At 70.4% G+C, this 26628-nt stretch carries 22 protein-coding genes; 17 read left to right on the top strand and 5 right to left on the bottom strand.

All coding sequences use genetic code 11. The features are described 5' to 3' along the window. The first annotated feature begins 63 nt into the window (after window positions 1-63). From IEZ31_RS10105 to IEZ31_RS10095, 3 genes are all read left to right on the top strand, one after another. A complete protein-coding gene (locus IEZ31_RS10105; protein ID WP_190249517.1) occupies window positions 64-1305 on the top strand; it encodes a coiled-coil domain-containing protein in 1242 nt (413 codons plus the stop codon). A 123-nt stretch (window positions 1306-1428) separates the two neighbouring features. After that, complete coding sequence (locus tag IEZ31_RS10100) at window positions 1429-3234, top strand: coiled-coil domain-containing protein (RefSeq protein WP_190249516.1); 1806 nt, start codon at window positions 1429-1431, stop codon at window positions 3232-3234. A 104-nt stretch (window positions 3235-3338) separates the two neighbouring features. Continuing rightward, window positions 3339-4691 carry a right-handed parallel beta-helix repeat-containing protein gene (locus tag IEZ31_RS10095; RefSeq protein WP_190249515.1) on the top strand — a complete coding sequence of 451 codons (1353 nt, stop codon included), beginning with the start codon at window positions 3339-3341 and terminating at the stop codon, window positions 4689-4691. Between the two features lie 94 nt (window positions 4692-4785). Here IEZ31_RS10095 and IEZ31_RS10090 read toward each other — a convergent pair whose 3' ends face one another. Genes IEZ31_RS10090 through IEZ31_RS10080 form a run of 3 tightly spaced genes read right to left on the bottom strand, consistent with a single transcriptional unit; the run spans window position 4786 to window position 7464 of the window. Continuing rightward, entirely contained in the window at window positions 4786-5418 is a 633-nt protein-coding gene (locus IEZ31_RS10090; protein WP_190249514.1) for a PIG-L deacetylase family protein, read from the bottom strand. Beyond that, the gene (locus tag IEZ31_RS10085) at window positions 5415-6224 is read right to left on the bottom strand and encodes a sugar phosphate nucleotidyltransferase (protein ID WP_190249513.1); all 810 of its coding nucleotides are present in this window, start codon (window positions 6222-6224) and stop codon (window positions 5415-5417) included. The genes IEZ31_RS10090 and IEZ31_RS10085 overlap by 4 nt, the downstream gene beginning before the upstream one ends. Window positions 6225-6231: 7 nt before the next feature. Next, on the bottom strand, window positions 6232-7464 hold the full coding sequence (locus tag IEZ31_RS10080) for a class I SAM-dependent methyltransferase (RefSeq protein WP_190249512.1): 1233 nt from the start codon (window positions 7462-7464) through the stop codon (window positions 6232-6234). Between the two features lie 219 nt (window positions 7465-7683). Here IEZ31_RS10080 and IEZ31_RS10075 point away from each other — a divergent pair, with 219 nt between their 5' ends. From IEZ31_RS10075 to IEZ31_RS10010, 14 genes are all read left to right on the top strand, one after another. Next, entirely contained in the window at window positions 7684-8715 is a 1032-nt protein-coding gene (locus IEZ31_RS10075; RefSeq protein WP_190249511.1) for an NAD-dependent epimerase/dehydratase family protein, read from the top strand. Next, complete coding sequence (locus tag IEZ31_RS10070; protein WP_190249510.1) at window positions 8712-9896, top strand: class I SAM-dependent methyltransferase; 1185 nt, start codon at window positions 8712-8714, stop codon at window positions 9894-9896. Before IEZ31_RS10075 ends, IEZ31_RS10070 begins: the two co-directional genes overlap by 4 nt. 2 nt (window positions 9897-9898) lie before the next feature. Then, window positions 9899-10858: a glycosyltransferase family 2 protein gene (locus tag IEZ31_RS10065; protein WP_190249509.1), complete on the top strand. Its 960-nt coding sequence runs from the start codon at window positions 9899-9901 to the stop codon at window positions 10856-10858. Between the two features lie 19 nt (window positions 10859-10877). Then, window positions 10878-12455, top strand: a complete 1578-nt coding sequence (locus IEZ31_RS10060; protein WP_190249508.1) for a lipopolysaccharide biosynthesis protein — start codon at window positions 10878-10880, stop codon at window positions 12453-12455. 7 nt (window positions 12456-12462) lie between these two features. Beyond that, a complete protein-coding gene (locus IEZ31_RS10055; RefSeq protein WP_190249507.1) occupies window positions 12463-13773 on the top strand; it encodes a glutamate-1-semialdehyde 2,1-aminomutase in 1311 nt (436 codons plus the stop codon). Between the two features lie 53 nt (window positions 13774-13826). Beyond that, window positions 13827-15107, top strand: a complete 1281-nt coding sequence (locus tag IEZ31_RS10050) for a hypothetical protein (protein ID WP_190249506.1) — start codon at window positions 13827-13829, stop codon at window positions 15105-15107. Window positions 15108-15514: 407 nt separating this feature from the next. Beyond that, window positions 15515-16543 carry a Gfo/Idh/MocA family protein gene (locus IEZ31_RS10045; RefSeq protein ID WP_190249505.1) on the top strand — a complete coding sequence of 343 codons (1029 nt, stop codon included), beginning with the start codon at window positions 15515-15517 and terminating at the stop codon, window positions 16541-16543. Window positions 16544-16574: 31 nt separating this feature from the next. After that, on the top strand, window positions 16575-17702 hold the full coding sequence (locus IEZ31_RS10040; protein ID WP_190249504.1) for a DegT/DnrJ/EryC1/StrS family aminotransferase: 1128 nt from the start codon (window positions 16575-16577) through the stop codon (window positions 17700-17702). 105 nt (window positions 17703-17807) lie between these two features. Next, window positions 17808-18635, top strand: coding sequence for a sugar transferase (locus IEZ31_RS10035; RefSeq protein WP_229834613.1), 828 nt, complete (start codon window positions 17808-17810; stop codon window positions 18633-18635). A gap of 63 nt (window positions 18636-18698) precedes the next feature. Next, entirely contained in the window at window positions 18699-19982 is a 1284-nt protein-coding gene (locus IEZ31_RS10030; RefSeq protein WP_190249503.1) for a glycosyltransferase family 4 protein, read from the top strand. A gap of 30 nt (window positions 19983-20012) precedes the next feature. Then, complete coding sequence (locus IEZ31_RS10025; protein ID WP_190249502.1) at window positions 20013-20996, top strand: hypothetical protein; 984 nt, start codon at window positions 20013-20015, stop codon at window positions 20994-20996. Beyond that, on the top strand, window positions 20993-22477 hold the full coding sequence (locus IEZ31_RS10020) for an O-antigen ligase family protein (RefSeq protein WP_190249501.1): 1485 nt from the start codon (window positions 20993-20995) through the stop codon (window positions 22475-22477). Before IEZ31_RS10025 ends, IEZ31_RS10020 begins: the two co-directional genes overlap by 4 nt. 22 nt (window positions 22478-22499) lie before the next feature. Further along, window positions 22500-23321 (top strand): glycosyltransferase, encoded by an 822-nt coding sequence (locus IEZ31_RS10015; protein ID WP_190249500.1) that lies wholly within the window; start codon window positions 22500-22502, stop codon window positions 23319-23321. Continuing rightward, the gene (locus tag IEZ31_RS10010; RefSeq protein WP_190249499.1) at window positions 23318-24322 is read left to right on the top strand and encodes a glycosyltransferase family 2 protein; all 1005 of its coding nucleotides are present in this window, start codon (window positions 23318-23320) and stop codon (window positions 24320-24322) included. The genes IEZ31_RS10015 and IEZ31_RS10010 overlap by 4 nt, the downstream gene beginning before the upstream one ends. 89 nt (window positions 24323-24411) lie before the next feature. Here the strand turns inward: IEZ31_RS10010 and IEZ31_RS10005 are convergent, their stop codons facing one another. Next, the gene (locus IEZ31_RS10005) at window positions 24412-24741 is read right to left on the bottom strand and encodes an Rv1322 family protein (RefSeq protein ID WP_190249498.1); all 330 of its coding nucleotides are present in this window, start codon (window positions 24739-24741) and stop codon (window positions 24412-24414) included. A 72-nt stretch (window positions 24742-24813) separates the two neighbouring features. Continuing rightward, on the bottom strand, window positions 24814-26601 hold the full coding sequence (locus tag IEZ31_RS10000; RefSeq protein ID WP_190249497.1) for a 3-hydroxyacyl-CoA dehydrogenase family protein: 1788 nt from the start codon (window positions 26599-26601) through the stop codon (window positions 24814-24816). Between the last annotated feature and the right edge of the window lie 27 nt (window positions 26602-26628).

Genomic DNA, 26628 nt, shown 5'->3' with positions numbered 1-26628 from the left:
GGTCGAGGAAGTTAGCCCTTGCACCCTTGCGAAGGCCCCCGGGTGGTCTGCAAGTATGTGCCAATGCCCCAGCCTCAGTCCTCGGTCGACTTCTTCCAAAACGGCTCGGATCACGAAGAGCTGAGCGTGGTCCTGCGCGGTTACGACCGCCAGCAGGTCGACGCCAAGCTGCAGCGGATCAACGCGCAGCTCCAGCAGGCCAACCAGGCCCGCGAAGAGGCCGAGGGCCGACTCGCCGAGGCCCAGCGTCGCGTCCGTCAGGCCGAGCAGCGGCTCGGCACGATGGAGCAGAAGCTCAGCGACACCAACAAGCAGTTGGAAGAGAACAACCGGCCGACGCTGTCGGGCCTGGGCACGCGGGTCGAGCAGATCCTGCGCCTGGCCGAGGAGCAGGCCAACGACCACCGGGGCGAGGCCAAGCGGGAGTCCGAGGGCATCATCTCCGCTGCGCGTCTCGAGGCCCGCGAGATCACCGACAAGGCGCGGGCCGAGTCCGCCGCCATGAAGGCGACCGCCGAGCGCGAGGCCGGCAACCTGCGCACCGCCGCCGAGCGTGAGGCCGCCGAGGTCCGGGTGCAGGCCCGGCGCGAGGCCGACACGCTGCGGGCCGACGCCGAGCGCGAGACCAAGCAGCTGCGCACCGCCACCGCCCACGAGGTCGCCGAGCTCAAGGCGACCGTCGAGCGCGAGGTCGCGACGCTGCGGGCCACCGCCGAGCGGGAGATCACCCAGCTGCGAGCCAAGGCCGCCCGCGAGGCTGAGGAGAAGCGCGCCGAGGCGACCAAGCTGCTCACCGACGCCCGCGACAAGCGCGACAAGGACCTGCAGTCCCTCGCGCTGGAGATCGCCGAGCGGCAGGAGAAGGCGGAGCGCGACGAGTCCGCCCGCCACGCCTCCGCCGTCGCCGCGACCCAGAAGCTGGTCAACGAGGCCGAGGGCCGCGCCCGGGCCGCCGAGGACCGCGCCAAGGAGATCGAGCAGCGCGCCGAGACCCGCCGCGTCGAGTCGGAGCGCAGCGCCGCCGAGACGATCGACAAGTCCAAGGCGCTCGCCGACAAGACGGTCAACGAGGCCCGCGCCGAGGCGCACCGGGTGCTCAGCGAGGCCCGCGCCGAGGCCGAGGAGACCACGCAGCGTGCCCGGCGCGAGGTCGAGGACCTCACGCGCCAGAAGGACGCCGTCACCTCCCAGCTCGGCCAGATGCTCTCCGGCCTCGCCGGCATCATGCCGTCGGTGGGCCAGCAGCAGGGCGGCGGCGACGCCAAGAAGGGCAAGTCCGGAGACGGGGACAAGGTCTCCGCCTGACGTTCGGCGGGTCGCGGCGATCGTGCCGCTTCCTGGATTCATTCACGGGGAGTTCGATCGCACGTCCCGTCACGCGCAGTGTGTAATTGCGCGTGGCGGGACGTTGCGTGTGAGGATGGGGCTATGGCTGACGGCGATCTCTTCGGGACCGGGTCGGGAGTCTCCTCGGAGCCCGACTTCGAGACGGCGATCCGCGGATACCGCAGAGACCAGGTCGACAAGTACTGGACCCAGTCCGAGAACGAGATCGCGGCCCTGAAGCTCGAGAACGAGGAGGTCTGGGGCCAGGTCCAGGCCCTCGCCTCCCAGGTGCAGGACCTGCAGATGGAGCTCGCCGAGCTGCGCCGCCACGGCGGGCACCGCGGCGAGGTCTCGTTCCGGCACCTCGGCCCGCGGGTCGAGCAGATCCTCGGGCTCGCCGAGGACCAGGCCGCCGACATCCGCGCCGCCGCCGTGCAGGAGATCGCCGGCCTGCGCGGCGAGGCCGAGCGGCTCCTCGCCGAGTCCCGCGGGCGTGCCTCCAAGGCCAACGAGGACTTCGAGCTCGCCCTGGCCGCCCGCCGCGCCGAGGAGGAGCGGCAGGTCGGCGAGCGCCGCCGGGCGATCGACGCCGAGGCCCGCGCCGTCGACGAGCGCGCCACCCAGGCCCGCGGCGAGGCCGAGCAGATCGTCGGCGCCGCCCTGGCCGAGGCCCAGCGGATCACCCAGGCCACCACCACCCAGCTCGACCAGGCCCGCCAGCAGGCCGAGCAGCACGCCCACGCCGTCCGCACGCAGGCCGAGCAGCAGGCCGCGGCGTTCCGCGCCGAGGCCGAGCAGCACGCGGCGCAGGTGCGCGCGCAGGCCGACCAGCACGCCGCCGCCGCGCAGCAGCAGGCCACCACGGTCGTCGCCCAGGCCCAGCAGCAGGCCGAGGCGCTCAACGCACAGGCCCAGCAGGCCGCCGCGGCCGTGGCCGCCAAGGCGCAGGAGGCCGCGAACGCGGTCGCCGCCCAGGCCGAGCAGCACGCGGCCACCGTCACCACCCAGGCGCGGGAGGCGGCCGACGCCGTCGCCGCGCAGGCCCAGCAGTCGGCCGCCGCCCTCGCCGAGCAGTCCCGGCAGCAGGCCATCCAGGCCCAGCAGCAGCTGGAGCAGGAGACCGGCCAGGCCCGCGCCGCGGCCGACGAGCAGGCCGCCGCCCGCCGCGTGCTGGTCGAGCAGGATCTGCGCGACCTGCGCACCATCCACGACGCCGAGCTCGCCGAGCTGCGCGCCACCGCCGAGCGGGAGGTGACCGCGGCCCGGGCCGCGGTCACGACCGAGGCCGACGAGCTGCGCGCGACCGCCAAGGCCGAGGCCGACTCGCTCACCGCCGCCGCCCGCGCCGAGGTCGCCGCGGCGACCGAGGCCACCTCGAAGGCGGCCGACGCCGAGGCCCGCGTTGCCCGGGCCCAGGCCGAGGAGGCCGAGCTCCGCGAGCAGCTCAAGGAGGCGGCCGCGACCGAGGCCCGCCTCGCCGAGCTCCAGCGGGAGCAGGAGACCGCCGAGGCCCGGCTCGCCGAGCTGGCGGCCAAGGAGGCCGGCGCCCGCGAGCTGCTGGAGCGGGCCGCCGCGGCCGAGTCCCGCGCCACCGAGCTGGAGGAGCAGGCGAGCGCCGCCGAGGCCCGCGCCGCCGAGCTGCGCGAGTCGGAGTCGGCGCTCAGCGCCCAGCTCACCGACCTGCGTGCGCAGGAGACCGAGCTGACCAGCCAGGTGACCGCGGCCGAGGTGCGCCTGGCCGAGCTGCAGCAGCAGGCCGCCGGCGCCGAGGCCCTGGCCGCGAAGGCGACCGCCGCCGAGGAGCGGTTGCGCGCGGCCGAACAGAAGGCCAAGGAACTCGAAGAACCCGCCACGGCGACCGCGTCGAATGGCAAGGTAACTGTGGAGGCGAACGGCAGCCCGCGCTGAGGCCGGGCTTTTTGGGGGGAGACGGCGTGAGCGGTTCGGAGCGGAGAGGCCGCTCACCAGGGGCTCTGCGCAAGTGAGCGCCGCCGGAGCGAAGCGGAGGCGGCGTGAGCACTGAGCAGGTCGAACGGAGGCAACCCGGGCGCCATGCCTCAGGGCAGGCCACCAACCGCAAACGGCGCCGCTGGATTCTGCCGACGGCCATCGGGGGCGGACTCGCAATCATCGCCGGCGCGGTCGTGGTCGTGCTCAACCTGAGCGGCAAGGACAGCGACGCCGACCGGGACGAGGACGCGACGGTGATCAGCACCGACGGCGCCACGGTCGACGGTCAGCAGCTCACGACCGCGCTGTACATCAAGGCGAACAACGTCAAGGTGACCAACACGACCGTCCGGCACTCCGGCGCGGTCGGGATCAAGGTCTTCGCGGGCTTCACGGGCACGGTCGTCGAGAACACCGAGGTGTTCTGCGGCCGGCCGGAGATGACCGGGTTGGGGTACGGTAACTACACCGCCACGAAGGTCAAGGTCCACGGCTGCGCGAAGGGCTTCTCACACTCGGCGGCCGCGCCGGCGCTCGTCACCGACTCGTCGGTGGACGACAAGCCCTACAAGGCGAAGTACAGCTTCGACGAGCCGGGCAAGGCGCACCCGACCGCGGGCGCCGGCCTGGTGCCCGGCCCGGTCAGGGCGCCGTCGGGCAAGCCGTGGCCGGGACCGGAGAACACGGGCGTCCCGGCGGGGACGGATCTCACGCCGTATGCCGGCCCATATGCGATCACCGAGCCCAACACGGTGATCGACGGCAAGATCCTCACGGACTGCCTGGACATCAAGGCGAAGAACGTCACGATCAAGCGCTCGAAGATCACCTGCAAGAACAAGGGCGGCATGATCATCCGGGTGTTCGACGACGTCGTCCCCGACGCGAGCCTGCTCGTCGAGGACTCCGAGATCCAGGGCGAGGGCGAGGGCCTGGGCCTGGGCTTCGGCCACTACACGATGCGCCGGGTCAACATGCACACGCTGAACGAGGGCCCGCGCGTCTCCGACGGCGCCCTGATCGAGGACAGCTGGATCCACGACCTCATCTTCACCGACGAGAAGGACCACCAGGACATCCTGCAGACCACGGGCGGCACGGGCATGGTGGTCCGGCACAACACGCTGGAGGCCTTCAACCCGGCCACGAACGACCCGTTCAACGCGGGCTTCCAGCTCGGCTCGGAGACGGCGCCGAGCCTGACCGACCTGCTGGTCGAGGACAACCTGTTCACGGGCGGCAACTACACGGTGAACTTCCGCCCGGACACGAAGGCCGAGAAGGTGGTCTTCCGCAACAACGTGTTCGTGCAGAACTCGCGCTACGGCGCATCCTCGAACGAGGACCTGCCCGGCGTCACCTGGGACCCGTCGAACGTCTACGCCGACGGCGGCAAGCCGGTGACGCACGGCTGACGCGCCGGGGCGCCTTGATCAAGGGAGACTTCTGGCTGCCCTGACAGCCAGAAGTTTCCCTTGATCATGGAAGCACTCCGACCACCAGCGCGCCTCAGAAGGTCAGCACGGCCTTGTCGACCGTGTACGCCTCGGCGTAGTGCGCCCGGCACTCCATCCCGCGAACGCGAGCCAGCCCCAGGAACATCTCGTCGTCCCACCAGTCGCGCGCCTTCTGCGACGGGAAGTGCTCGTGCAGCAGCGCCACCTTCCGGCGGCCCTGCTCGACCGTCAGCGGCACGTAGACGTTGCGGCGGGACAGGTCGCCGTCCCACTTCGGGATCTCGTAGTGCAGGACGAGCGAGTCCCGGAACGCCGTCGACGCCAACTGCCCCAGCAGGCGGTGATCCTGGTGCGCGTCCTCGCGCGACGGCGCCAGCACCAGGTCGGGCTTGCCCAGCCGGGCGGCCGCCTCGACGATCTCCTTCGTCGCGTTCCAGTGTGCGGGAAGGCGACCGTCGGGCAGGTCGTGCAGGTGGAACCGCAACGCCGCCGCCTGCGACAGGAACGCGGCGGCGGCCGAGCGGGCCTCGTCCTGGCGGGCCGGCACGCCGGTGGCCAGGACGTAGTCCACCGCGACGCCCGCGGGCAGGGACAGCAGCAGGCCGCCGGCGGCGATCTCGATGTCGTCCGGGTGGGCACCCAGGGCGACGACGGACCGCACGCCGGCGAGGCTGAAGCCGATCATGAACGCTGCGCCGGCACGATCGGGCGGCGGGCCGAGTCCCACAGCATCCACGGGCAGTTGCCGTGGTTGTAGGCCTCCTCCATCTCCGCGCGGTCCTTGAAGGTGTCGACCGCGCGCCAGAAGCCGTCGTACTGCTGCGCCAGCAACTTGCGGTTCGGGATCAGCCGGTCGAAGGCGTGCGGCACCATGTCCTCGCCCTCGCGCAGCACGTCGAAGATCTCCGGCCGCATGATGAAGTAGCCGCCGTTCTCCCACGTCATCAGCTCGCGGAAGTCCCGGACCCGCGAGACCGAGCCGTCGGGGCCCATCTCCACGACGTGGTGGGTCGACACCGGCGGTACCGCCAGCATGCTCACCGCGGCCTCGGAGTTGCGGAACCGCTCCACCATCTCGGGCAGCGGCGCGTCGGTGAGCGTGTCGGCGTAGTTGGCCAGGAACATCGGCTCGTCCTCGACGTACTTGCGCACGCGCATGAGCCGCTCGCCGATCGTGGCCTTGAGACCCGTGTCGATGAACGTGATGTTCCAGTCGGTGATGTCCGTCGAGAAGAGCTGCACGTCGCGGTTGCCGCCGACGAGCGTGAAGTCGTTGGACAGGGTCTCGTCGTAGTGCAGGAAGTAGTCCTTGACCACGGCGGCGCCGTAGCCGAGGGCGAGGATGAAGTCGGTGTGTCCGAAGTGTGCGTAGTAGCGCATGACGTGCCACAGCAGCGGACGGTCACCGATCATGGCCATGGGCTTGGGCGCGTTGTTGGTGCCCTCGCGCATCCGCATGCCGAGACCGCCGCAGAACAGCACAACCTTCATGAACGGGCTACCCCTCTACATCCAGGGCCGGAATCGGGTACACCAGCTTGCCGCCCCAGTCGCGCACGTACGACAGCTGCGCGCTGATCTCCGTGCGCAGGTTCCACGGCAGGACCAGGACGTAGTCGGGCCGGTCCGCGGCGATGCGCTCCGGCGCGTGGATCGGGATGTGGGTGCCGGGCAGGAACATGCCCTGCTTGTGCGGCGAGCGGTCGACCGTGTACTCCAGCAGGTCCTCACGGATGCCGCAGTGGTTCAGCAGCGTGTTGCCCTTCCCAGGAGCACCGTAGCCCACGACCCGCTTGCCCTCGGCGCGGGCCGTCATCAGGAAGTCGAGCAGGTTCTTCTTGATCTGGAAGACGGCGTCGGCGAAGCCCTTGTGCCCCTCGAACGTGTGCAGCCCGGCCGCGGCCTCCGCCTCCAGCAGGGTCTTCACGGCAAGTGACGGCTCACCCGCCGTGTCGGCATGACGAGCGTGCACCCGCAGCGACCCGCCGTGCGTGCTGAGCTCCTCGACATCGACGACGCTGAGGCCCCCCTTGGCCAGCGCCCGCGACGCGGTGAGCAGCGACAGGTACTGGTAGTGCTCGTGGTAGATCGTGTCGAACTGGCGGCGCTCGATCAGGCGGAGCAGGTGCGGGAACTCCAGCGTGACCAATCCGTCCGATTTAACCAGGTTTGCGAGACCTTGCGAGAAGCCAATAATGTCCGGAATGTGGGCATAGACGTTATTTGCCGCGACAAGGTCGGCCCGGCCGTATTGCGTCGCGACCGCCGCGCCCGTTTCCGGTCCGAGAAAGCACACCTCGGTCCGGACGCCCTTTTCCCGGGCGACCGCTGCGACATTTCCGGCTGGCTCAACGCCGATGACCGGGATACCCGCGGCCACAAAATGCTGCAGAAGGTATCCGTCGTTACTGGCCACTTCGGCGACCAGGCTGTCGGCCGTTAGGTTGAGCTTCTCCGTCATCGCGACCGCGTAGCGGCGCGCGTGCTCCACCCATGACGTGGAGTAGGAGGAGAAGTACAGGTAGTCGGAGAAGATCTCCTCACCCGCCACGTACGCCGGGAGCTGCACCAAGAGGCAGTCCGAGCAGATCCGCACGTGCAGCGGGTAGAACGTTTCCGGCGCGTCGACCTTCTCCGCGGGGACGTAGCTCTCGCAGAGCGGGGACATCCCAAGGTCGACAAAGGTCTCGGTCAGCTCGGCCCCACACAGCCGGCACGAGACTACGGGCATGCGTCCCCCCAAATTGTCGCTGGCGCTAGGCTCCATCACGGAAACCGCAGATTTTCTGATCACCGACGCGTCAGCCTAAGGCAAAATCCAAGGCAAGAAGCTAGCGGTCACCAGGTCCTTCCGGTAAACGCCAGAGTAAGAAGTCCGACACACCACCGAGGGCGTTTTGGCGTCCTCATAGACTCGCCTTCCACCCGCCGAGCGTTCGGGAGCTTTGCCATGCGCGTACTCGTCACTGGTCACGACGGATACATCGGCAGCGTGCTGGTGCCGATACTTCGTCAAGCCGGGCACGAGGTGGTCGGTCTGGACACCGGGCTGTTCGCGGACTGCGTCCTCGGCCCGGCCCCCGAGGAGGTCAAGACGCTCCGCGTCGACCTGCGGGACGTCGAGCCGGAGCACGTCACCGGCTTCGACGCGGTGCTGCACCTCGCGGCGCTCTGCAACGACCCGCTGGGCAACCTCAACCCGGACCTGACCTACGACGTCAACCACCGCTCGACGCTCCGCCTGGCCCGGGCCGCCAAGGCCGCCGGCGTCCAGCGGTTCCTGTTCTCGTCGTCGTGCTCGCTGTACGGCAAGGGCGAGGACGACACCCCGCTCGACGAGACGGCCGGCTTCCAGCCGGTGACGCCCTACGGCGAGTCCAAGATCCTCTCGGAGCAGGGGCTGCTGGAGCTGGCCGACGACGACTTCTCGCCGACGTTCCTGCGCAACGCCACGGCCTACGGGTTCTCCCCGCGCCTGCGCGGCGACCTGGTGGTCAACGACCTCGCCGCCCACGCGCTGCTCACCGGCCAGGTCCGGCTGCTGTCGGACGGCAAGGCCTGGCGGCCGCTGGTGCACATCGAGGACATCTCCGCCGCCTTCCTGGCGCTGCTGGAGGTCCCGCGCGAGCGCGTGCACGCGAAGGCCTACAACGTCGGGCGGTCCACCGAGAACTACCTGATCCGCGAGGTCGCCAACCTGGTCGCCGAGGTCGTGCCCGGCAGCGAGGTCACGTTCGCCGAGGGTGCCGGCACCGACCTGCGCAACTACCGGGTCACCTGCGACCTGATCGCGACCGAGGTGCCCGAGTTCCAGCCGAAGTGGACGGTGAAGCTCGGCGTCGAGCAGCTCGTCGAGGCCTACCAGCGGCACGGGCTCACCATCGAGCAGTTCGGCAGCGAGAACCACATGCGGATCAAGCGCATCCGCTCGCTGATGGAGCAGGGCAAGCTGGACAACGAGCTGCGGTGGGTGACCGCATGACGACCGGGCGCATCTGCGACGCCTGCGGCGAGGACCGGCTGGTCGAGTTCGCCGACCTCGGCGAGATCCCGGTCCTGTGCGGCGTGCACTGGGAGGATCACGGCGACGCCGTGGCCTCGCCGGTCGGCAAGATGGTTTTGGCCAACTGCCCCACCTGCGCCTACGTCCGCAATGTCGCGTTCGAGCAGGACAAGCTCGTCTACGACACGGCGATGGACACCAACCTGCACTTCTCCCCCGCCTTCCAGCGGTTCTCGAGCGACCTCGTGCACAGTCTGAGCGAGCGGTACGACCTGAGCGGCAAGCTCGTGCTGGACATCGGCTGCGGGCAGGGCGAGTTCCTTCGCGAGCTCACCCACGTCGGCGGCGCCCGGGGCGTCGGCTACGACGCGATGTATGCCGGCGAGGAGGGCGAGCAGGGCGTCACGACGTTCCACAGTGGACTGGCGCCGCGGGGCAGCGGCCTGCCGGAGTACGACTTCTTCACGTCCCGGCACTGGTTCGAGCACCTCGACGACCCCTACGAGTTCCTGGTCGACCTGCGCGAGCAGGCCAAGGGGCGCGAGGTGTTCGGCTACGTCGAGGTGCCGGACGCGGTCTACGACCTGGCCACCGCGGGCTGGGAGGTCATCTACCCGCACGTGTCGTACTTCGACGCCTACTCGCTGGCCAGCATCTTCGGCCGCGCCGGCTGGACGGTCGAGTCGACCGGCACGCTGTTCCAGGGAATGTTCCGATACATCGAGGTTTCGGCGAACCGCCCGCGGGCAGGAGGCCATGTCGCCCACACCGGTGAGCTGCCGTCGCTGCGGGCCCGCGACAAGCAACTGGCCGCGATCGCCGGCTTCGCCGAGCGGCACCACGCCGAGCGCGAGCGCTGGCGGTCGACGATCGCCCGGCTCAACGCCGAGGGCGCCAAGCCGGTGCTGTGGGGCGCGGGTTCGCGCGGCGTGCAGTTCCTGACGCTCGCCGACCGCGAGCTCGGCCTGCACGGTGTGGTCGACCTCAACCCGCGCAAGTGGGGACGGTTCCTGCCGGTCACCGGCCACCGGGTCGATCCGCCGTCGACGCTGACGGCGCTGCAGCCCAAGGCCGTAGTCATCACGAACCCCGCATACAAGGAAGAGATCGCCAAGTCGCTCGCCGACCTCGGCGTGACAGCAGAGATCCTGGTGGCCTGACCATGGCTGACACCGCGCCTCGCGTGACCATCGGCATGACGACGTACAACGTCGAGCGGTACCTGCCGCAGGCGTTGGAGTCGATGCTCGCGCAGGACTACGGCGACTTCGAGATCGTCGTGTGCGACAACCTCTCGACCGACAGCACGTGGGAGATCCTGGAGACCTACGCGCGCAAGGACGACCGGATGCGGATCTACCGCAACCCGGAGAATCTGGGCGAAGCCGGCAACTTCCGGCGGGTCGTCTCGCTCGCGCGCGGCGAGCTGTTCCGCCTCGCCGCGCACGACGACCTGGCCGCGCCGACGCTCATCAGCCGGTGCGTGGCCGCGCTCGACGCGCACCCGACCGCGATCCTGGCGTTCCCGCAGACCATGCTGATCGACAGCGACGGCTACGAGATCGGCCCGTGGGACGACAACATGAACACCGCGGACCTGCGCTCCCGGAGCCGGGTCTCGTGGTACGCCCGGAAATGGAACCTCTGCAACGAGGTCTTCGGCGTCGTTCGCACCGACGTGCTGCGCAGGACCCGGCTGCTCGGCCCCTTCCTCTCCAGCGACGTGCGGATGCTGCACGAGCTGGCCCTGCGGGGCGAGTTCGTCCAGGTGCCGGAGCGGCTGTTCTTCCGGCGCATGCACGCGACGAACACCTTCGGCGCCAGCCGCGACACCGACGAGGTGCTGGAGTGGCTGGAGCCGGGCGCGAAGAAGTCCAAGAAGCGCAAGCCCGCCTCCGACCAGAGCCACCACACCCGCATGACCTGGGAGATCACCAAGGCGCTCATGAACAACGAGCTCCCGGTCGCCGAGCGGGCGGCCGGCACGGCCGCGTTCCTGACCTCCTGGGGCTCCCGTCGCGGGCGCGCCAAGCTGGGCCGGATCCGGCGCACCATCACCCGCACGCCCATCGCTCCGCCCCCGTGGGAAGAGCCTCGGGCGGGCGAGTCCCCGCAGTCCTGACGCAGCGAGCGGAGCCTGCATGAGCCAGACCGTCGACCAGTCCGTCGATCCACTTGACCGGACCGTCGAACTGGACCGCACCGTCGAGATCAAGGCACCCGAGCACCAGCCTGAGCGCGAAGAGGCGCCGCGGAAACGGCTCAAGTCCGCCATCTTCTGGTCGTACGCGCTGACCGCGGGACGACTGGGCACCACCACGATCGTCACGTTCGTGCTCGCAAGCATGCTCGGCCCGCACGCCTTCGGCGTCGTGGCCACGGCGCTGCTCTTCGTGATGATCACGCAGATGCTGCTGCAGCAGACCCTGCTCACCACGATCATCCAGCGCGAGCAGCTCGACGAGGACCACCTCGACGCCGGGTTCTGGGTCGTCATCGGCGGCAGCCTGGGCCTCACCGGGCTGGCCGCCGGCGCCGCGCCCCTGTGGGCCTGGTTCAACGACCAGCCCGAGATCACCTGGATCTGCATCGCGCTGACCCCGATGATCCTGCTGCAGGGCCTCACCGTGGTACCGGAGGCGATCCTGCGCCGGAAGATGACCTTCCGGCCGCTCGCGATCCGGACCCTGATCGCCACCGCGATCGGCGGCGTCGTCGGCATCGCGCTCGCGTTCGCCGGCTTCCAGGCCTGGGCCCTGGTCGCCCAGCAGCTGGTCACCGGCGTCATCGGCGCGATCGTGCTCTGGACGGTCACCGACTGGCGGCCGCGGTGGAGGTTCCCCCGGCAGGCCTGGCGGGACCTGCGCGGCTTCTCGGCCCAGTCCGCGCTCGGCGGCATCGGCGTCTTCCTCGCCATCCGCATCGACCTGCTCGTGCTGGCCAAGTGGTTCGGCCCGGTCGCGGTCGGTCTGTACCGCATCGCCCAGCGCCTGCCCGACATGCTGACCGAGGTGACCAGCCGTTCCCTGCAGCAGGTGTCGCTGCCCGAGCTGGCCCGCCTGCAGCGCGAGCCGGACGTGCTCGCCGACCGGCTCGCCAAGATGCTGCACGTCTCGGCCGTCGTCGGCCTGCCCGCCCTGGGCATCCTGGCCGCCGACGCCAAGCCGCTCGTCGCGCTGCTCGGCCCGGAGTGGTCGCCGGCCGGCGTCGGCATGCAGCTGCTGTGCATCGTCGGCGCGGTCAACGTCTACGGCGTGCTGCTCGGCCCGGCCCTGCAGGCTGTCGGGCGGGTCGGCATCAACACCGCGCTCGCCTGGATCCAGCTCGCCGTCGGCATCGCCACGTTCTACGTCATCGGGCAGCTGCTCAACGGCTCCGCCGACGACCGGAAGCAGGTGGCCGCCATCGCGCTCGGCATGGCGGGCCTGGAGTTCACGATCACCGTCGTCATGGCGTACATCACCTTCAACCGCGTGCTGAAGGTCAGCAGCTGGCGGGTCGTCCGGCCGACCATGCCGGCGCTGTTCGCGAGCCTGCTCGGCTTCGGCATCACCTGGAGCGTCGACCGCTTCGGCCTCGTCGACGGCCCGTGGACGCTCAAGTTCGTGATCTACGGGGTCCTCGCCACGGCGATCTCCGGCGGCGTGCTGCTGGCGCTCGACCGGCGCCTGTCCGGGATGGTCATGGGCAAGATCCGGCCCCTGCTGAAGAAAGCGTAGGAGAGCGTTGCAGTTCCAGGAGTCCAACCGCCTGCGGCCACTGGCGCACGCGGTCATCCCCGGCGGTGCCCACACGTATGCCAAGGGTGACGACCAGTTCCCGGAGGAGGCGCCCGGCTTCATCGTCCGCGGCGCGGGCTGCCACGTATGGGACGTGGACGGCAACGAGTTCGTCGAGTACGGCATGGGGCTGCGCGCGGTCACGCTCGGCCACGCCTTCGCGCCGGTCGTCGCGGCGGCCGCGGCGCAGCTGGAGCACGGCCTGAACTTCAGCCGACCCGGCGCGATCGAGCTGACCGCGGCCGAGCGGCTGCGAAGCGCGCTGGGCCAGGGCGACCGCATGGTGAAGTTCGCCAAGAACGGCTCCGACGTGACGAGCGCCGCGGTCAAGCTCGCCCGGGCGGCGACGGGTCGCGACCTGGTCGCGGTCTGCGGCGACCACCCGTTCTTCTCCACTGACGATTGGTTCATCGGTACCACCGGCATGCCCGGCGGCATCCCGGACGCGATCCGGGCGCTGACCCTGAAGTACCGCTACAACGACCTCGCGAGCGTGGAAGCGCTCATCGCCGAGCACCCCGGCCGCATCGCCTGCCTGGTCCAGGAGGTCGAGACGACCGAGCCGCCGGCCCCGGGCTTCCTGGAGGGCCTGCGGGCGCTCTGCGACCGGCACGGCATCGTGCTCATCTTCGACGAGATCATCACCGGCTTCCGCTGGCACGTCCGCGGCGCCTCGCACGTCCACGGCGTCCTCGCCGACCTGACCACCTACGGCAAGGCGCTCGGCAACGGCTTCGCGGTGGCCGCGCTCGTCGGCACGCCGGAGCTGATGGAGCTCGGCGGCCTGCGCACCGACCGCGAGCGGGTGTTCCTGCTGTCGACCACCTACGGTGCCGACACGCACACGCTGGCCGCGACGATGGCGGTGCTCGACGTGTACGAGCAGGAGCCGGTCATCGAGCACCTGCACCGGCAGGGCGCGCGGCTGGCCGCGGGCGTCCGGGCGGCGGCGCGGGCGCACGGCGTCAGCGAGTTCGTCGACATCGCCGGCCGCGACAGCAACCTCATCTACATGACGAAGGACGCCGACGGCGAGCGGTCGCAGGCGTTCCGGACGCTGTTCCTGCAGGAGCTCATCCGCCGCGGGGTCATCGCGCCGTCGTTCGTGATGAGCTACTCGCACACCGACGCCGACATCGACCGCACGATCGAGGCCGTCGACGGCGCGCTCGCCGTCTACGCGAAGGCGCTCAGCGACGGCGTCGAAGGGTATCTCGTCGGTCGGCCGGTGAAGCCGGTCTTCCGCCCGTACGTCTAGCCGGCCAAGAGCCGAAGGCCGCGACCCGAGGGAAAGCTAAGGAACTGGTGCAGATGGCCCTGACCGAGCGGGAACAGGCCCAATCGACCACCGCACCGCCCGCCAGGCCCTGGCGGACGGCGCTCGGCATCACCGCTGTGGCCGTCGTGGGGACGGCGGCCGGCATCCTGCGCCAGGGCGGCGCCGGTGCCCTGAACACGATCTGGGCCGAGGACGGGCAGATCTTCCTGACCCAGGCCGTCGACAAGGGCGTCGGCGCCTTCACCACCTCGTACGCCGGCTACTACCACCTCGTCGCGCGGATCGTGGCCGCGATCGCGGCCGCGCTGCCGGCGAGCTGGGCGGCGGCCACGCTCGCGCTCGGTGCCGCGCTGGTCACGACGCTGTTCGCGATCGCCGTCTACCGGCTCAGCGGCGAGTACCTGCCGTCGCCGCTCGCCCGGCTGCTCGTGTCGGTCCCGGTCGCGCTGCTGCCGATGTCGCAGGGCGACGTGCTGAACTCGCCGGCGAACCTGCACTGGACCGGGCTGTACCTGCTGTTCTGGCTCCTCGTGTCCCGCCCGCCGACGATGACCGGCAAGGTGTTCGCGTGTGCCGGCATCGTGCTGGTCGCCGGCAGCGACATCCTCACCGCCATCTACGTGCCGCTGGCCGCCTTCATCATCTGGTTCCACCGGGACCGCTACGCCGTGGTGAAGGCCGTCGCCTTCGCCGTGCCGTTCGGGTTGCAGGTCCTCGGCCTGCTCACCGGGCAGAGCGAGCGCGAGGGGCTGGCGCCGGCCCCGGTCTTGGGCGTCAAGGGCTACGTGTTCCGCGCGATTCCCAGCACCTTCTTCGGCGAGCGGTGGGTCGGCGCCCAGGTCACCACGCACAGCCTCATCTTCACCGGCCTGTCCCTGCTGGTCCTCGCGGCCGTGCTGCTGCTGGCCTGGCGCGGGTTCACGACGGCCCGTTGGTGGTTCGCCCTGGCCGCGGCTCTGCACAGCGTCGGCCTCTACGTGCTGCCCGTGGCGCTGAGCGGCGTCGCAACGCCCCGCTACAACGTGGCGCCGGCGCTGCTGCTGCTCGTCGCCGTGGCGAGCCTGCTGCTGCCGCACGAGACCGGCGAGGGCACGCCGCTGGCCGTGTTCGCGCTGCTGTTCGCCGTCGTGCTGGTGGTGAACTTCCGGGTGGGCAACGCCCGGGCCAACGGTCCGGCGTGGGATGACGGGCTTGAATCAGCTCAGGTGGCGTGCGCGCAACGATCCGGCGGCTCAGTGGAGATCGAAGTGCCGCCGCTGGCCGCGCCCGGCTGGCACGCCACTCTGCCCTGTGACTATGTAGACAGAAATTGACGGGACATTTCCGCGTGCGTTTATGATCCATCCGAACGGCGTCCAGCGGTTTAAAGACTCTATTTAGTCGTCCGTTCGGCCAGTCCTGGCCGACGGAACGATCGAGGTGGCGCCAACCTGACGGAACACGAGTGAACCCTGGGCCACATGCGCCCTGAGCAGTGCGAAGAAAGATCACTGCTGTCCGGTTCGGGGTAAAGGTAACAAATATGTGAATTGCCATGGTTGGACGATTTGATAAGGCGCTCGCGGCATTTCATGCTGAGTTAAAAGACGCGTTGTAAAAAATGCGACACGGCGAGATTGCCGTAGCCCACTTGCCTCGCGACTGCGTCATCCGCGAGGGTTCCTAGGCGACTGCCCGTGGGGGGCGCGCGATGATTTCTTCTTCGGGAGCAGGGTCGGTCATGAAGGTTGGCGTCATCGGCTGCGGTTACTGGGGAGCCAAGCACGTTCGCGTGCTGTCGTCGTTACCAGACGTATCACTGGTGGTCGCGATCGACGCCCAGGCCGAGCGGATCGAGCCGCTGCGCCGGATGTATCCCAGTGCCCTGTGCGTCACCAGCCTCGACGAGGTCATCGACCTCATCGACGCGGCCATCATCGCCACGCCGCCCCGGTCGCACGCGCCGCTGGCCAAGCGGCTGCTGCAGGCCGGCAAGCACGTCATGGTGGAGAAGCCGATGACGGCCTCCACCGCGGAGGCGCGCGAGCTGGTCGCGCTGGCCGATGGCAACGGCCTGACGCTGGCCACCGGTCACACCTTCGAGCACAACGCCGTGGTGAAGCACCTGCGCGACATGGTCGCCGGCGGCGAGCTCGGCAAGATCTACTACATCGACACCGCGCGACTGAACCTCGGGCTGTACCAGCCGGACGTCAACGTCGTCTGGGACCTCGCGCCGCACGACATCTCGATCATCAACATGGTCCTCGGCAGCACGCCCACCGCGGTGAGCGCCTGGGGCGCCAGCCACGCCGGCACGCCGTTCGAGGACGTCGCCTACCTGCGCCTGGAGTACGGCAACATCGGCGCGACCGCGAACATCCACGTCAGCTGGCTCGACCCCTCGAAGGTGCGCCGCGTGACGGTCGTGGGCAGCCAGCGGATGGCCGTCTACGACGACATGCTGGACGAGGGCCGGCTCCGCATCTACGACAAGGGCGTGCAGGGCGCACCCCTTGACGGGACGGTGCCGATGTCGTATCGCTACGGCGGCATCGTCTCGCCGCACATCCCGATGACCGAGCCGCTCGCCGAGGTCGACCGCGACTTCGTGGAGTCGGCCGTCACCGGCCGCCGGCCGGCCGTCGACGGGCAGCGCGGGCTGGCCGTCGTGGAGGTCCTGGAGGCGGCCGCCGAGTCCATGGCCACCGGCCGGACCGTGCAGCTGACCGCCCAGCTGACCGCTGCCTCCGACGCCGTCCTCGCGTAATCTGCTGAACCAGCTGGAAAGGACCTTCTTCGTGCGCATCCCGTTCAACGACCTCGCCACACCCCACGCGTCGATCGTCGAGGAGGTCGTGGCCGAGGTCCGGGCCGTGGCCGCCAACTCGCGGTTCATCGGCGGGCCGGCGGTGGAGGCCTTCGAGCAGGAGTACGCGGCCTTCTGCAACACCGCGCACGCGGTCGGCGTGGCCAACGGCACCGACGCGATCGAACTGACCCTGCGCGCGCTCGGCGTCGGGGGCGGCGACGAGGTGCTCGTCCCGGCCAACACGTTCATCGCGACCGCCTCGGCGGTGGCGGCGGCCGGCGCGACGCCGATCTTCGTCGACGTCGACCCGGAAAGCCTGCTCATCACGCCGGAGACGCTGGAGGCCGGGCTCACCGAGCGCACGCGCGCGGTCATGCCGGTGCACCTCTTCGGGCACATGGTCCCGCCGGCGGACGTGCTCGCCTTCGCCGAGCGGCACAACCTGGTCGTCGTCGAGGACTCGGCGCAGGCGCACGGCGCCGACGCCCCGAATGACGGCTCGGGTGAGAAGGTCCGGGCCGGGTCCTACGGGGTCGCGGGGACGTTTAGCTTCTATCCCGGGAAGAACCTCGGCGCGTGGGGCGACGGCGGCGCCGTCGTCACCGACGACGCGGAACTCGCCTCGCGGATCCGGTCGCTGGCCAACCACGGCCGCACCGAGGGAACGGACCACTACGAACACCGGTACATCGGGCGGAACAGCCGGCTCGACGCCCTGCAGGCCATGGTTCTGCGGCGGAAGCTGGCCGACCTGCCGGAGGCCAACGTGCAGCGCCGGCGCGTCGCGTCGCTCTACTCGGAGGCCCTGGCCGCGCACGGCATCCCGCTGGTCTCGCCGTTGTCCGGCGTGGACAGCGCCTGGCACCTGCTGGTCGTCCGCGTCCCGAGCCGCGAGACCGTTCGCGGCCTGCTGAACGAGGCCGGCATCGGCACGGGCGTGCACTACCCGGTGCCGTGCCACCGCCAGCTTGCCTACCTGACCGACCGTACGCCCGACCTGCCGGTGGCCGAACGGGCCGCCACCGAGATCCTGTCCCTGCCGTTCTTCCCACATATGCGGGATGACGAAATCGCCTACGTCGCGGACAACCTCGCGAAGGCGATCGCCACCGTCTAGCTGATCTGGTCGGGGCCGATCGGCTCCGCACCCGGTCGAAGCCCGCAGGCTCCATGTGCTCGCTCGTTCGTTGTCGCACCAACGCGCAGTGAGGAGGTGTCGCTGTTGACAGCGCCCCAGGCTGTTCCCGACTCAGTCGTCGACACTGGCGACGCAACCGTTGAGATCTCGTCCCTTCCCAAGCAACCCACCGTCGAGCTCGCCGACGACGCGACCATCGAGATCCCGATGCCGCAGCGCGTCCTGCGGGTCGTGGGCAGTGGCTGGGGCCTGATCCAGGGCCACCGCGACAGCCGCTCGCTCATCCCGCGGCGCTCGCTGCGGCAGCTGGTCGAGGGCTTCGCCGCGCTGTGCATCCTCATCGCGCTGTCGCCGGTGCTGATCGTGGTGGCGCTGGCGGTGAAGTGGACCAGCCCCGGGCCGATCCTGTTCCGGCAGGAGCGGCTGGGCCTGCACCGCAGCACCTTCAAGATCATCAAGTTCCGCACGATGTCGAACAAGAACAGCGACGCCCAGCACCGCGAGTTCGTCAAGAAGATGCTCACGACCAACGACGACGTCGACGGCGGCGAGCAGGGCGTCTACAAGCTCGTGAACGACCCGCGGATCACGCCGATCGGCGGCTTCCTGCGTCGCACGAGCATCGACGAGCTGCCCCAGCTGTGGAACGTGGTGCGCGGCGAGATGTCGCTCGTCGGCCCGCGGCCGGTGCTGGCCTGGGAGGCCGACCTGTTCCCGCCGGAGGCCGAGCGCCGCTTCGCGGCCCGCCCCGGCATGACCGGTCTCTGGCAGGTCTCCGGCCGCAGCACCCTGGACTTCAAGGCCGCGCTGGACCTCGACGTGTTGTACGTCGAGAACAAGTCGCTGTGGTACGACATCAAGATCCTCTGCCGCACGGTCGGCGTGGTCTTCAACCGATCGGTGGCACGGTGAGCGGTCCGGAGCGAAGCGGAGGAGAAGCGCGGTGAGCGGTCCGGAGCGCAGCGGAGGAGAAGCGTGAGCAAGAAGGACCCTCGTCTCCACGTCGTCATCGCGGTGGCGAACCTGCCGGTCGAGCGCGACCGGCGGGTCATCCGCGAGGTCAAGGCGCTGGAGGCGGCCGGTTACCGGGTGACGGTCATCTGCCCGCGGGGCAAGCAGAAGCTCACGCAGGTGCCCGGCACGCTCGACGCGCGCATCCGCTCGTACAAGATGTACGAGTCGACCGGCGGCGCCGTCTCGTTCGCGGTCGAGTTCGCCTGGTCGTTCATGTGCATCGGCTGGCATCTGGCGGCCGCGGTACTGCGGGACAAGGCCGTCGCGGCCCAGGTCTGCAACCCGCCGGACGTCTTCTGGCCGCTGGCCCTGGCGATGCGCGCGATCGGCCGGCCGTGGGTCTTCGACCACCACGACCTGTCGCCCGAGGTCTACCAGGCGCGTGGGGGCCGCCCCGGCTCCGCCCTGGACCGGATCCTGCTCAAGCTGGAGAAGTGGTCGCAGCGCAGCGCCTCGGCCGTCGTCTCCACCAACGAGTCCTACCGTGAGCTGGCCATCAGCCGCGGCGGCTGCGACCCGTCGCGGGTCGTGGTCGTGCGCAACGGCCCGTCCGCGAGCGAGGTCAAGCCGGTCGACGCCGCACCCGCCGACGTCGACGACCACACCATCGTGTACCTCGGCGTTCTCGGCGCGCAGGACGGCGTCGACAACGCGATCCTGGCCGCCGAGAAGCTCGTCGAGCTGCGCGGCCGGCTGGGCTGGCGGCTGGTTGTCGCCGGTGACGGGGAATGTTTGGAGAGTTTGCGGGCACTGACCACCGAACGGAAGCTCGACGACGTGGTCGAGTTCACCGGTTGGCTGGGCGTCGAGGAGATCGATCGGCTGCTCCGCACCGCATCCGTCGGATTACAGCCAGATCCGCGCAGCGCCCACGCCGAGGTGTCCACAATGGCCAAGACTGTCGAGTACCTGGCGCGCGGTCTCCCGGTCGTCGGCGTCGACATGCGGGAGACCCGCCGCAGCGCCGGAGACGCGGGGGTCTACGTTGAACACGGCACCCCCGAAGAGTTCGCCGCCGTCCTGCACCGCCTCCTCGACGACCCCGTGGCTCGCGCGTCGATGCGAAATGTCGCGCTGGCCCGGTTCCGAAACACCCTCGCCTGGGAACACCAGGCAGCGGCCTACGTCCGGCTCTGGGACGACTTGCTGTCGACCCGCCGGGCCAGGTACAAAACGACTTCAATCGTTCGGCAAGCTGGGCCCGGCGGACCCGTCGAGGTCAGTCAGGCAGAGCACCGACAGTGACAAGCGCCAGCGCTTGTGTGAGGGGATGACGTGGACCTCTGGGATCTCGCCAAGCTCATGGGTCGCCGGTGGTACCTGATGGCACCGATGATCCTGCTGACACTGGCCGCCACCACCTGGGCCCTTGTCACGATCAAACCGGACTACACGTCGACCGGCACGATCATGCTCATCCCGCCCGCCGACCGCACGCCGCTGACCCAGGCCGAGCTGGCCTCGACCAACACCTGGGTCGAGGTCGGCGAGGACATCATGGCCACGGCGGTGTCGATCTCGCTCAACACCGACGCCACCAAGAAGGAGATCGCCTCGGAGGGCTTCTCCCCCGCGTTCGAGGTGGCCGCCCAGGACCGCTCCAGCATCCTCACGGTGACCGCGACCGCCGCCACTCCGGAGGCGGCCAAGGCGGCCGTGCAGCGGCTGGAGAAGCAGATCACCCAAGAGGTCGAGAACATGCAGGCGCGCTACAAGCCGAAGCCCGGCCGCGCCATCACCACGCAGGTGCTCGACCCGGGTGACACGATCGAGGTCGTCTCGTCGAAGGTCAAGCGCGCCGCCGTCGTCATCGTCGGTGTCGGTCTGCTGCTCACCGCCGCGGTGACGATCGTGGGCGACAACATCCTGCGCCGCCGGGCCCGGGCCCGCCAGATCGCCGCCGCGCTGGCCGCGCAGGGCGACCTGGAGCCGGACGGCGACACCGACGTCATCGCCGACAGCGACCGCTCCGGCAGGAACCGGATACCGGCGCCGGTCAACGGTGCCGAGCCACGACGGGCGATCAACGTCTCCGACGACCCGACGACCGTGGTCACGACCAACGGCAGGGGGAAGAAGGCGCCGGCCACGACGGACACCAACGGCTCCGGCCTCACGGTCTCGTACAAGTCGGCCGAGCCCGACGACGACCGGCGCGGGGTCGAGCCCGACGACGCGACGATCATCCTGCCGCTCGGCAACACCCCGTGGGCCGGCCGTGAGGGCCGGGACGCGGACGCCGAGACGCGGAAGCGTTGACCTCGAGCACGATGGCCGGGCAGACCCGCACCGCGCAGGCGCCACCGAAGCCGGTGGCGCCGGACGATCTGCGGATCTTCAAGCGCAAGCCGAAGCGGAATCGGCCGAATGCGTACCGCCCGTCCCCGGACCTGCTGCCGGTCCTCGTCGACGAAGGCACCTACGCGTCGCGCCGGCGGCACAGCCACGTCGACGCCGCGTCGCTGCTGATCCTGATCGTCGTGCTCATCCAGCTGCTCCCCTCGCGGCTGGTGGTGCCCGACCTCACCTCGGTCGGCCGGCCCGGCCTGCTCGTCGGGCTGCTGCTGGCCGTCTGGTGGCTGCTGTCGAAGCTGCACCCGCGGCTGGCCATGGTCGGCCCGCAGCCGATGCGCTGGGCGTTCGTCGTCTACGCGCTCTCGCTGCTGCTGTCGTATGCCGCCGGCCAGTTCCGCGGCATGCCGACGCTGGAGGCCAACTCGGCCGACCGCGCCCTGCTCGGCGCGCTCGCGTTCATGGGCATCATCTTCATGACCGCCGACGGCGTGCCCACCCGGGAGCGGCTCGACGACGTGCAGCGGGTGCTGGTGTACTGCACCGCCATCAACTCGCTGCTCGGCATCCTGCAGTTCATCACCAAGAAGGACCTGACCCAGAACATCGTCATCCCCGGCCTGACGTTGCAGGGCGAGCTGGTCGGCCTGGCCGACCGCGGCGGGGGCGGCCTGATCCGGGTCGCCGGCACCACCGGGCACTACATCGAGTTCAGCGTGGTGATGGCGTTCGCGGTCCCGCTGGGCATCCACTACGCCCGGTACGCCGCCCGCAAGGTCGAGCGCCGGCTGTTCCTGCTCTGCACGCTCGTCATCGCCGGGTCGATCCCGCTGGCGCTGTCCCGCACCGGCATCCTGGCCGTGGCCGTCGCCATCGTGTGCATGTGGCCGGCCTGGAACTGGCGCTTCCGGTTCAACGTCCTGGTCGTGACGATGGGCCTGCTGGCGGTGCTGTCCGTGGTACGGCCGGGACTGCTCGGCACGCTGCGATCGCTGTTCAGCAACGCGGAGGACGATCCGTCGATCAAGGGCCGCACGGAGGACTACGACGTCGTCTTCCAGTACGCCTCCGAGCGACCATGGCTGGGCCGGGGCACCGGCACGTTCATTCCCGAGCTGTACCGCTACCTCGACAACCAGTGGCTGATGACGCTGATGAACAACGGCTACCTCGGCATCGCCGCCATGGTCGTCCTGCACTTCGCCGGCGTCTTCCTGGCCATCATCGCGTTCCGCCGGGCCGAGACCGAGGTCGACCGCCACCTGTGCGCGGCGATCGCGTCGGTCCCGCTCGTCGCGGCCCTGACCGGCCTCACGTTCGACTCGTTCTCGTTCAGCACGTTCGTCGTGGTGCTCGGCCTGCAACTCGGCGCCGCCGGCGCGATGTGGCGGTTCACCCACCCGGCGCGCACGACCCGCGGCGCGGCGGTGGGCGCGCTCAATCGCTGACTCTCTTCCCCTGGAGCCTCGCGTGATCTCGGTTGTCATCGCCGCCCACAACGAGGCCGCGGTCATCGGCCGCTGCCTGGACGGGCTGCTCGCCCCCGACCTGGACATCACGGTCGTGGCCAACGGCTGCACCGACGACACCGCCGCCGTGGCCGCGTCCCGTCCCGGGGTGCGGGTGGTCGACCGCCCCGAGCCGGGCAAGTCCGCCGCCCTCAATGCCGGCGACGCGGTCGCGGTGGGTTTTCCGCGGGTGTACCTCGACGCCGACATCCCGCTGACCGCGGACGACGTCCGCGCGCTGGCGGCGTTCCTGACGTCGACGCCGGGGTTGCTGGCCGTGACCGCGAGCCGGAAGCTCGACACGCGCGGGCGGCCGCTGCTCGTGAGGGCGCACAGTGCCATCAACGGGCGGCTCCCGGTGTACCGGAACGCCCTCTACGGCCGCGGGATCTCGATGCTGTCGGAGGAGGGGCGCGCCCGCTTCGGCGCCTTCCCGGAGGTCGTCGCCGACGACCTGTTCCTCGACGGCCTCTTCGGGCCGGGCGAGAAGGCCGAGACCCCGGCGGTCGTGGCCGTGGTCGAGACCCCGCGCCGCACGTCCGACCTGGTTCGACGTTTGGCCCGGGTGCGCGCGGGTAATGCGGCCCTGCGCGCCGCGGGTGCCGCCCGCCCGGCGGCGCGCTCCTCGTGGCTGCGCGACGTGGTCCTTCCCCGGCCCTGGCTTCTGCCGGCGGCCGTCGGCTACGTCGCTCTGACCTTCGCTGCTTCGCGTGCCGCCCGCCGGAGCCAGGTCGGCTGGGGCCACGACTCGTCCACCCGCACAAGCGTCGGAGTCTCGCAGTGAACACCAGCAAGCAGGACCCGCTCGTCAGCGTCGTCCTCGTCTCGTACAACACCCGCGAACACACGCTCAAGAACCTCGCCGCTCTGCAGGCGGGCACGGTGGTCCCGATCGAGGTGATCGTGGTCGACAACGCGTCGACCGACAACTCGGCGGCGGCGATCCAGCACGCGTACCCGGAGGTGCGCGTCATCCAGCACCCGACGAACGTCGGCTTCGGCAACGCGGTCAACCTGGGCGCCTCGTACGCCCGCGGCCGCTGGATCCTGCTCATCAACCCGGACACCGAGCCGATCGGCGACGTGATCCGCACCCTGGTCGAGTTCGCGGCAACGCACCCCGACCACCGCATCTACACCGGCCGCACCCTGCGCGCCGACCGCACCGACGACGGCCACTCGGTCCACGCGCTGCCCAGCCTGTGGGGCTACGTCTGCTTCGCGACGGCCCTGTCGTCGGTCTTCCGCAAGTCGCCGCGCTTCAACCCGGACGAGCTGCCGGGCCTGGAGCGCGCGATCGGCGGCGAGGTCCCCGCGGTGTCGGGCTGCCTGCTGCTCATCGACCGCCCGTTCTGGGAGCAGCTCGGCGGCTTCACGCCCGACTACTTCATGTACAGCGAGGACATCGACCTCAGCGCGCGGGCACGCGAGGCCGGCGCCCGCCCGTTCCTGGTCCCGGACGCCCAGCTCCTGCACGTCGGCGGCGCCGCCTCCAGCACGGTGAACAAGCGCATCATGGTCCTGCGCGGCAAGACGACGTACGTCCGCCTCCGCTGGCCGTCCGCCCGCGCCCGCACGGCGCGCCTCCTCCTCTCCGCGGGCGTCCTCCTGCGTGCCCTGGCCGGCAAGAGCTGGCGCGAGGTCTGGCGCCAGCGGGCCACGTGGCTGGCCGGCTGGCCCACCCCGGCGCCGTCCCCGACGCCCACGATCCCGGCCCCGTCGTTGCCGTCCCCGATCTCAGCGGCCCCGGCCCAGCCGGACACCCAGCCCGCCAACCGCACCTGACCCACCGGACGCATCGCACGGGGATGCCGCCGCCTCCGTCGGCACTCCCCTCGTCCAACCGCGGCGGTCCGCGGCGGACCGGGTCGCGGTCAGCCGTAGCGGGGGGCGCTGCGGGAGCGCTGGACGTTGGGCGTGCGCCGATCGCGGGCCCGCCAGCACCCGGCATGCCAGTGCCGCCGATCCCCGAGGTCGCCCCGCCCGTCGGCCGGCCAGGCGACCACGTGCGGCACGCCGGGGGCGATCTCCTGGTCGCAGCCCGGGCACCGGTACGCCTTGACGGCCGCCCCCGCCGGAATGTTCCGAACCTGCCAATCCCCGTCGCTCCACGCCTGCACGCCCCCGACCCCACGCTTCAGCCGCTCGACGTCGAGCGGCTCCGGCTCGTCGTCGCGGCGCGAGTGGTTGCGGCGGGGACTCATACCTTCACCCTACCGGCGCCCCACCACTGCTGACCGAGCCCAACAGCAGCCCAGGACGGGCGGACGGGGAGGTCAGCGCTTGGAGTAGTCGCGGAAGCCGCGGGTCACCTTGCGACCCAGGTAGCCGGCGGTCACCAGGTGTTCGAGGAGCGGGGCCGGGGCGAAGCCGGGCTCGCGGAGCTCCAGGTAGAGCTCGCGCTGGATGGCCAGCGACACGTCCAGGCCGACCACGTCGAGCAGCTCGAAGGGGCCCATCGGGTAGCCGCAGCCGAGCTTCATGGCGTGGTCGATGTCGTCGGCCGTCGAATACGAGGCCTCGACCATCTTGACGGCGTCGTTCAGGTAGGGGAACAGCAGCGCGTTGACCACGAAGCCCGAGCGGTCGGCGCAGACCACCGCGTGCTTGCCCAGCGCCTGGCAGACCGCCTGGGCCGTCGCGACCGTCTCGTCGGACGTGCGGATCGTGCGAACCACCTCGACCAGGCCCATGACCGGGGCCGGGTTGAAGAAGTGCAGGCCGACCACGTCGGCGGGGCGCTCGGTCGCCACCGCACAGGCGATGACCGGGAGGCTCGACGTGGTGGTGGCCAGGACGACACCCGGCTTGCAGATCTCGTCGAGCGACGCGAACAGGGCCTTCTTGACCGACAGCTCCTCGACCACCGCCTCGACCACCAGGTCGACGTCGGACAGGTGCTCCAGGGTCGCCGACCAGGTCACCCGGCCGATGGCCGCGTCGCGCTGCTCCTCGGTCAGCTTGCCGCGGACCACGCCCTTGTTCAGCGACGTCTTCAGGGTCTCGCAGACGGCGGCGGACTTCTCGGCGCCGCGGGTCACCGAGACGACCTCGAAGCCGGCCCGGGCGAAGACCTCGATGATGCCGGTCGCCATCGTGCCCGAGCCGACGACGCCGACCTTGGCGACCGTGCGCGCGGCCGTGCCCGCCTCGGCGTCGCCGCGGGGCGTGAACTCGTCGGGCACCACGACGGGCGAGCCGGGCTTCTCGTAGGTGTAGAAGCCCCGGCCCGACTTCCGCCCCAGCAGGCCGGCGGTGACCATCTGCTTGATGAGCGGCACGGGGGCGTGACGGCGGTCGCGGCCACCCCGCCGATACATGGTGTCGAGGATCTCGTAGGCCGTGTCCAGACCGATGAGGTCCATCAGCGCGAGCGGCCCCATCGGCAGGCCGCAGCCCAGCTTCATGGCGGCGTCGATGTCCTCGCGCGACGCATACCTCGCCTCGACCATCGACACGGCCTGGTTGAGATAGCCGAACAGGAGCGCGTTGGCGATGAAGCCGGCCCGGTCGTTGATCGTGACGTCGACCTTGCCCAGCCGGGCGCACAGGGCCTCGATGTCGGTGACCACGTCCTCGGCGGTGACCACCGTGCGGACCACCTCGACGAGCTTCATGATCGGCGCCGGGTTGAAGAAGTGCATGCCGATGACCTGGTTGGGCCGGCCCGTGGCGACCGAGATCTCGGTGACCGAGAGGCTCGAGGTGTTGGTGGCGAGGATCGCCTCGGGCTTGCAGACCCGGTCGAGCTCGGCGAAAAGCCGCTGCTTGAGGTCGAGGCGCTCGGGGACGGCCTCGATGACGAGGTCGGCGTCGTGCAGCGCGTCGAGGCCGACGGCGAAGGTCACCCGGCCGAGCAGGGTGTCGCGGTCGTCGGCCGAGAGCTTGCCCCGCTTGACCGCGCGGTCGATCGAGCCGCGGAGGGTCTCCTCGCCCCGCTGCAGCGCGCCGTCGCTCACCTCGACCGCGGTCACGCTGAGCCCGCTGCGCGCGAAGACCTCGACGATGCCCGCGCCCATGGTGCCCAGCCCCACCACGCCCACCGATGCAAACTCGCGCCCCATCGCACGACCCTTCTGAACGACCGGTCA

The organism is Dactylosporangium sucinum, assembly GCF_014647515.1.
Taxonomy (GTDB): domain Bacteria; phylum Actinomycetota; class Actinomycetes; order Mycobacteriales; family Micromonosporaceae; genus Dactylosporangium; species Dactylosporangium sucinum.
The sequence above is the reverse complement of the archived record's forward strand: the minus strand, read 5'-3'. Positions and strand labels throughout refer to the sequence as shown.

Coding starts and splice junctions, on each gene's coding strand:
- IEZ31_RS10105 (WP_190249517.1), top strand. CDS start 64: ATGCCCCAGCCTCAGTCCTCGGTCGACTTCTTCCAAAACGGCTCGGAT.
- IEZ31_RS10100 (WP_190249516.1), top strand. CDS start 1,429: ATGGCTGACGGCGATCTCTTCGGGACCGGGTCGGGAGTCTCCTCGGAG.
- IEZ31_RS10090 (WP_190249514.1), bottom strand. CDS start 5,418: ATGATCGGCTTCAGCCTCGCCGGCGTGCGGTCCGTCGTCGCCCTGGGT.
- IEZ31_RS10085 (WP_190249513.1), bottom strand. CDS start 6,224: ATGAAGGTTGTGCTGTTCTGCGGCGGTCTCGGCATGCGGATGCGCGAG.
- IEZ31_RS10080 (WP_190249512.1), bottom strand. CDS start 7,464: ATGCCCGTAGTCTCGTGCCGGCTGTGTGGGGCCGAGCTGACCGAGACC.
- IEZ31_RS10075 (WP_190249511.1), top strand. CDS start 7,684: ATGCGCGTACTCGTCACTGGTCACGACGGATACATCGGCAGCGTGCTG.
- IEZ31_RS10070 (WP_190249510.1), top strand. CDS start 8,712: ATGACGACCGGGCGCATCTGCGACGCCTGCGGCGAGGACCGGCTGGTC.
- IEZ31_RS10065 (WP_190249509.1), top strand. CDS start 9,899: ATGGCTGACACCGCGCCTCGCGTGACCATCGGCATGACGACGTACAAC.
- IEZ31_RS10060 (WP_190249508.1), top strand. CDS start 10,878: ATGAGCCAGACCGTCGACCAGTCCGTCGATCCACTTGACCGGACCGTC.
- IEZ31_RS10050 (WP_190249506.1), top strand. CDS start 13,827: ATGGCCCTGACCGAGCGGGAACAGGCCCAATCGACCACCGCACCGCCC.
- IEZ31_RS10045 (WP_190249505.1), top strand. CDS start 15,515: ATGAAGGTTGGCGTCATCGGCTGCGGTTACTGGGGAGCCAAGCACGTT.
- IEZ31_RS10005 (WP_190249498.1), bottom strand. CDS start 24,741: ATGAGTCCCCGCCGCAACCACTCGCGCCGCGACGACGAGCCGGAGCCG.
- IEZ31_RS10000 (WP_190249497.1), bottom strand. CDS start 26,601: ATGGGGCGCGAGTTTGCATCGGTGGGCGTGGTGGGGCTGGGCACCATG.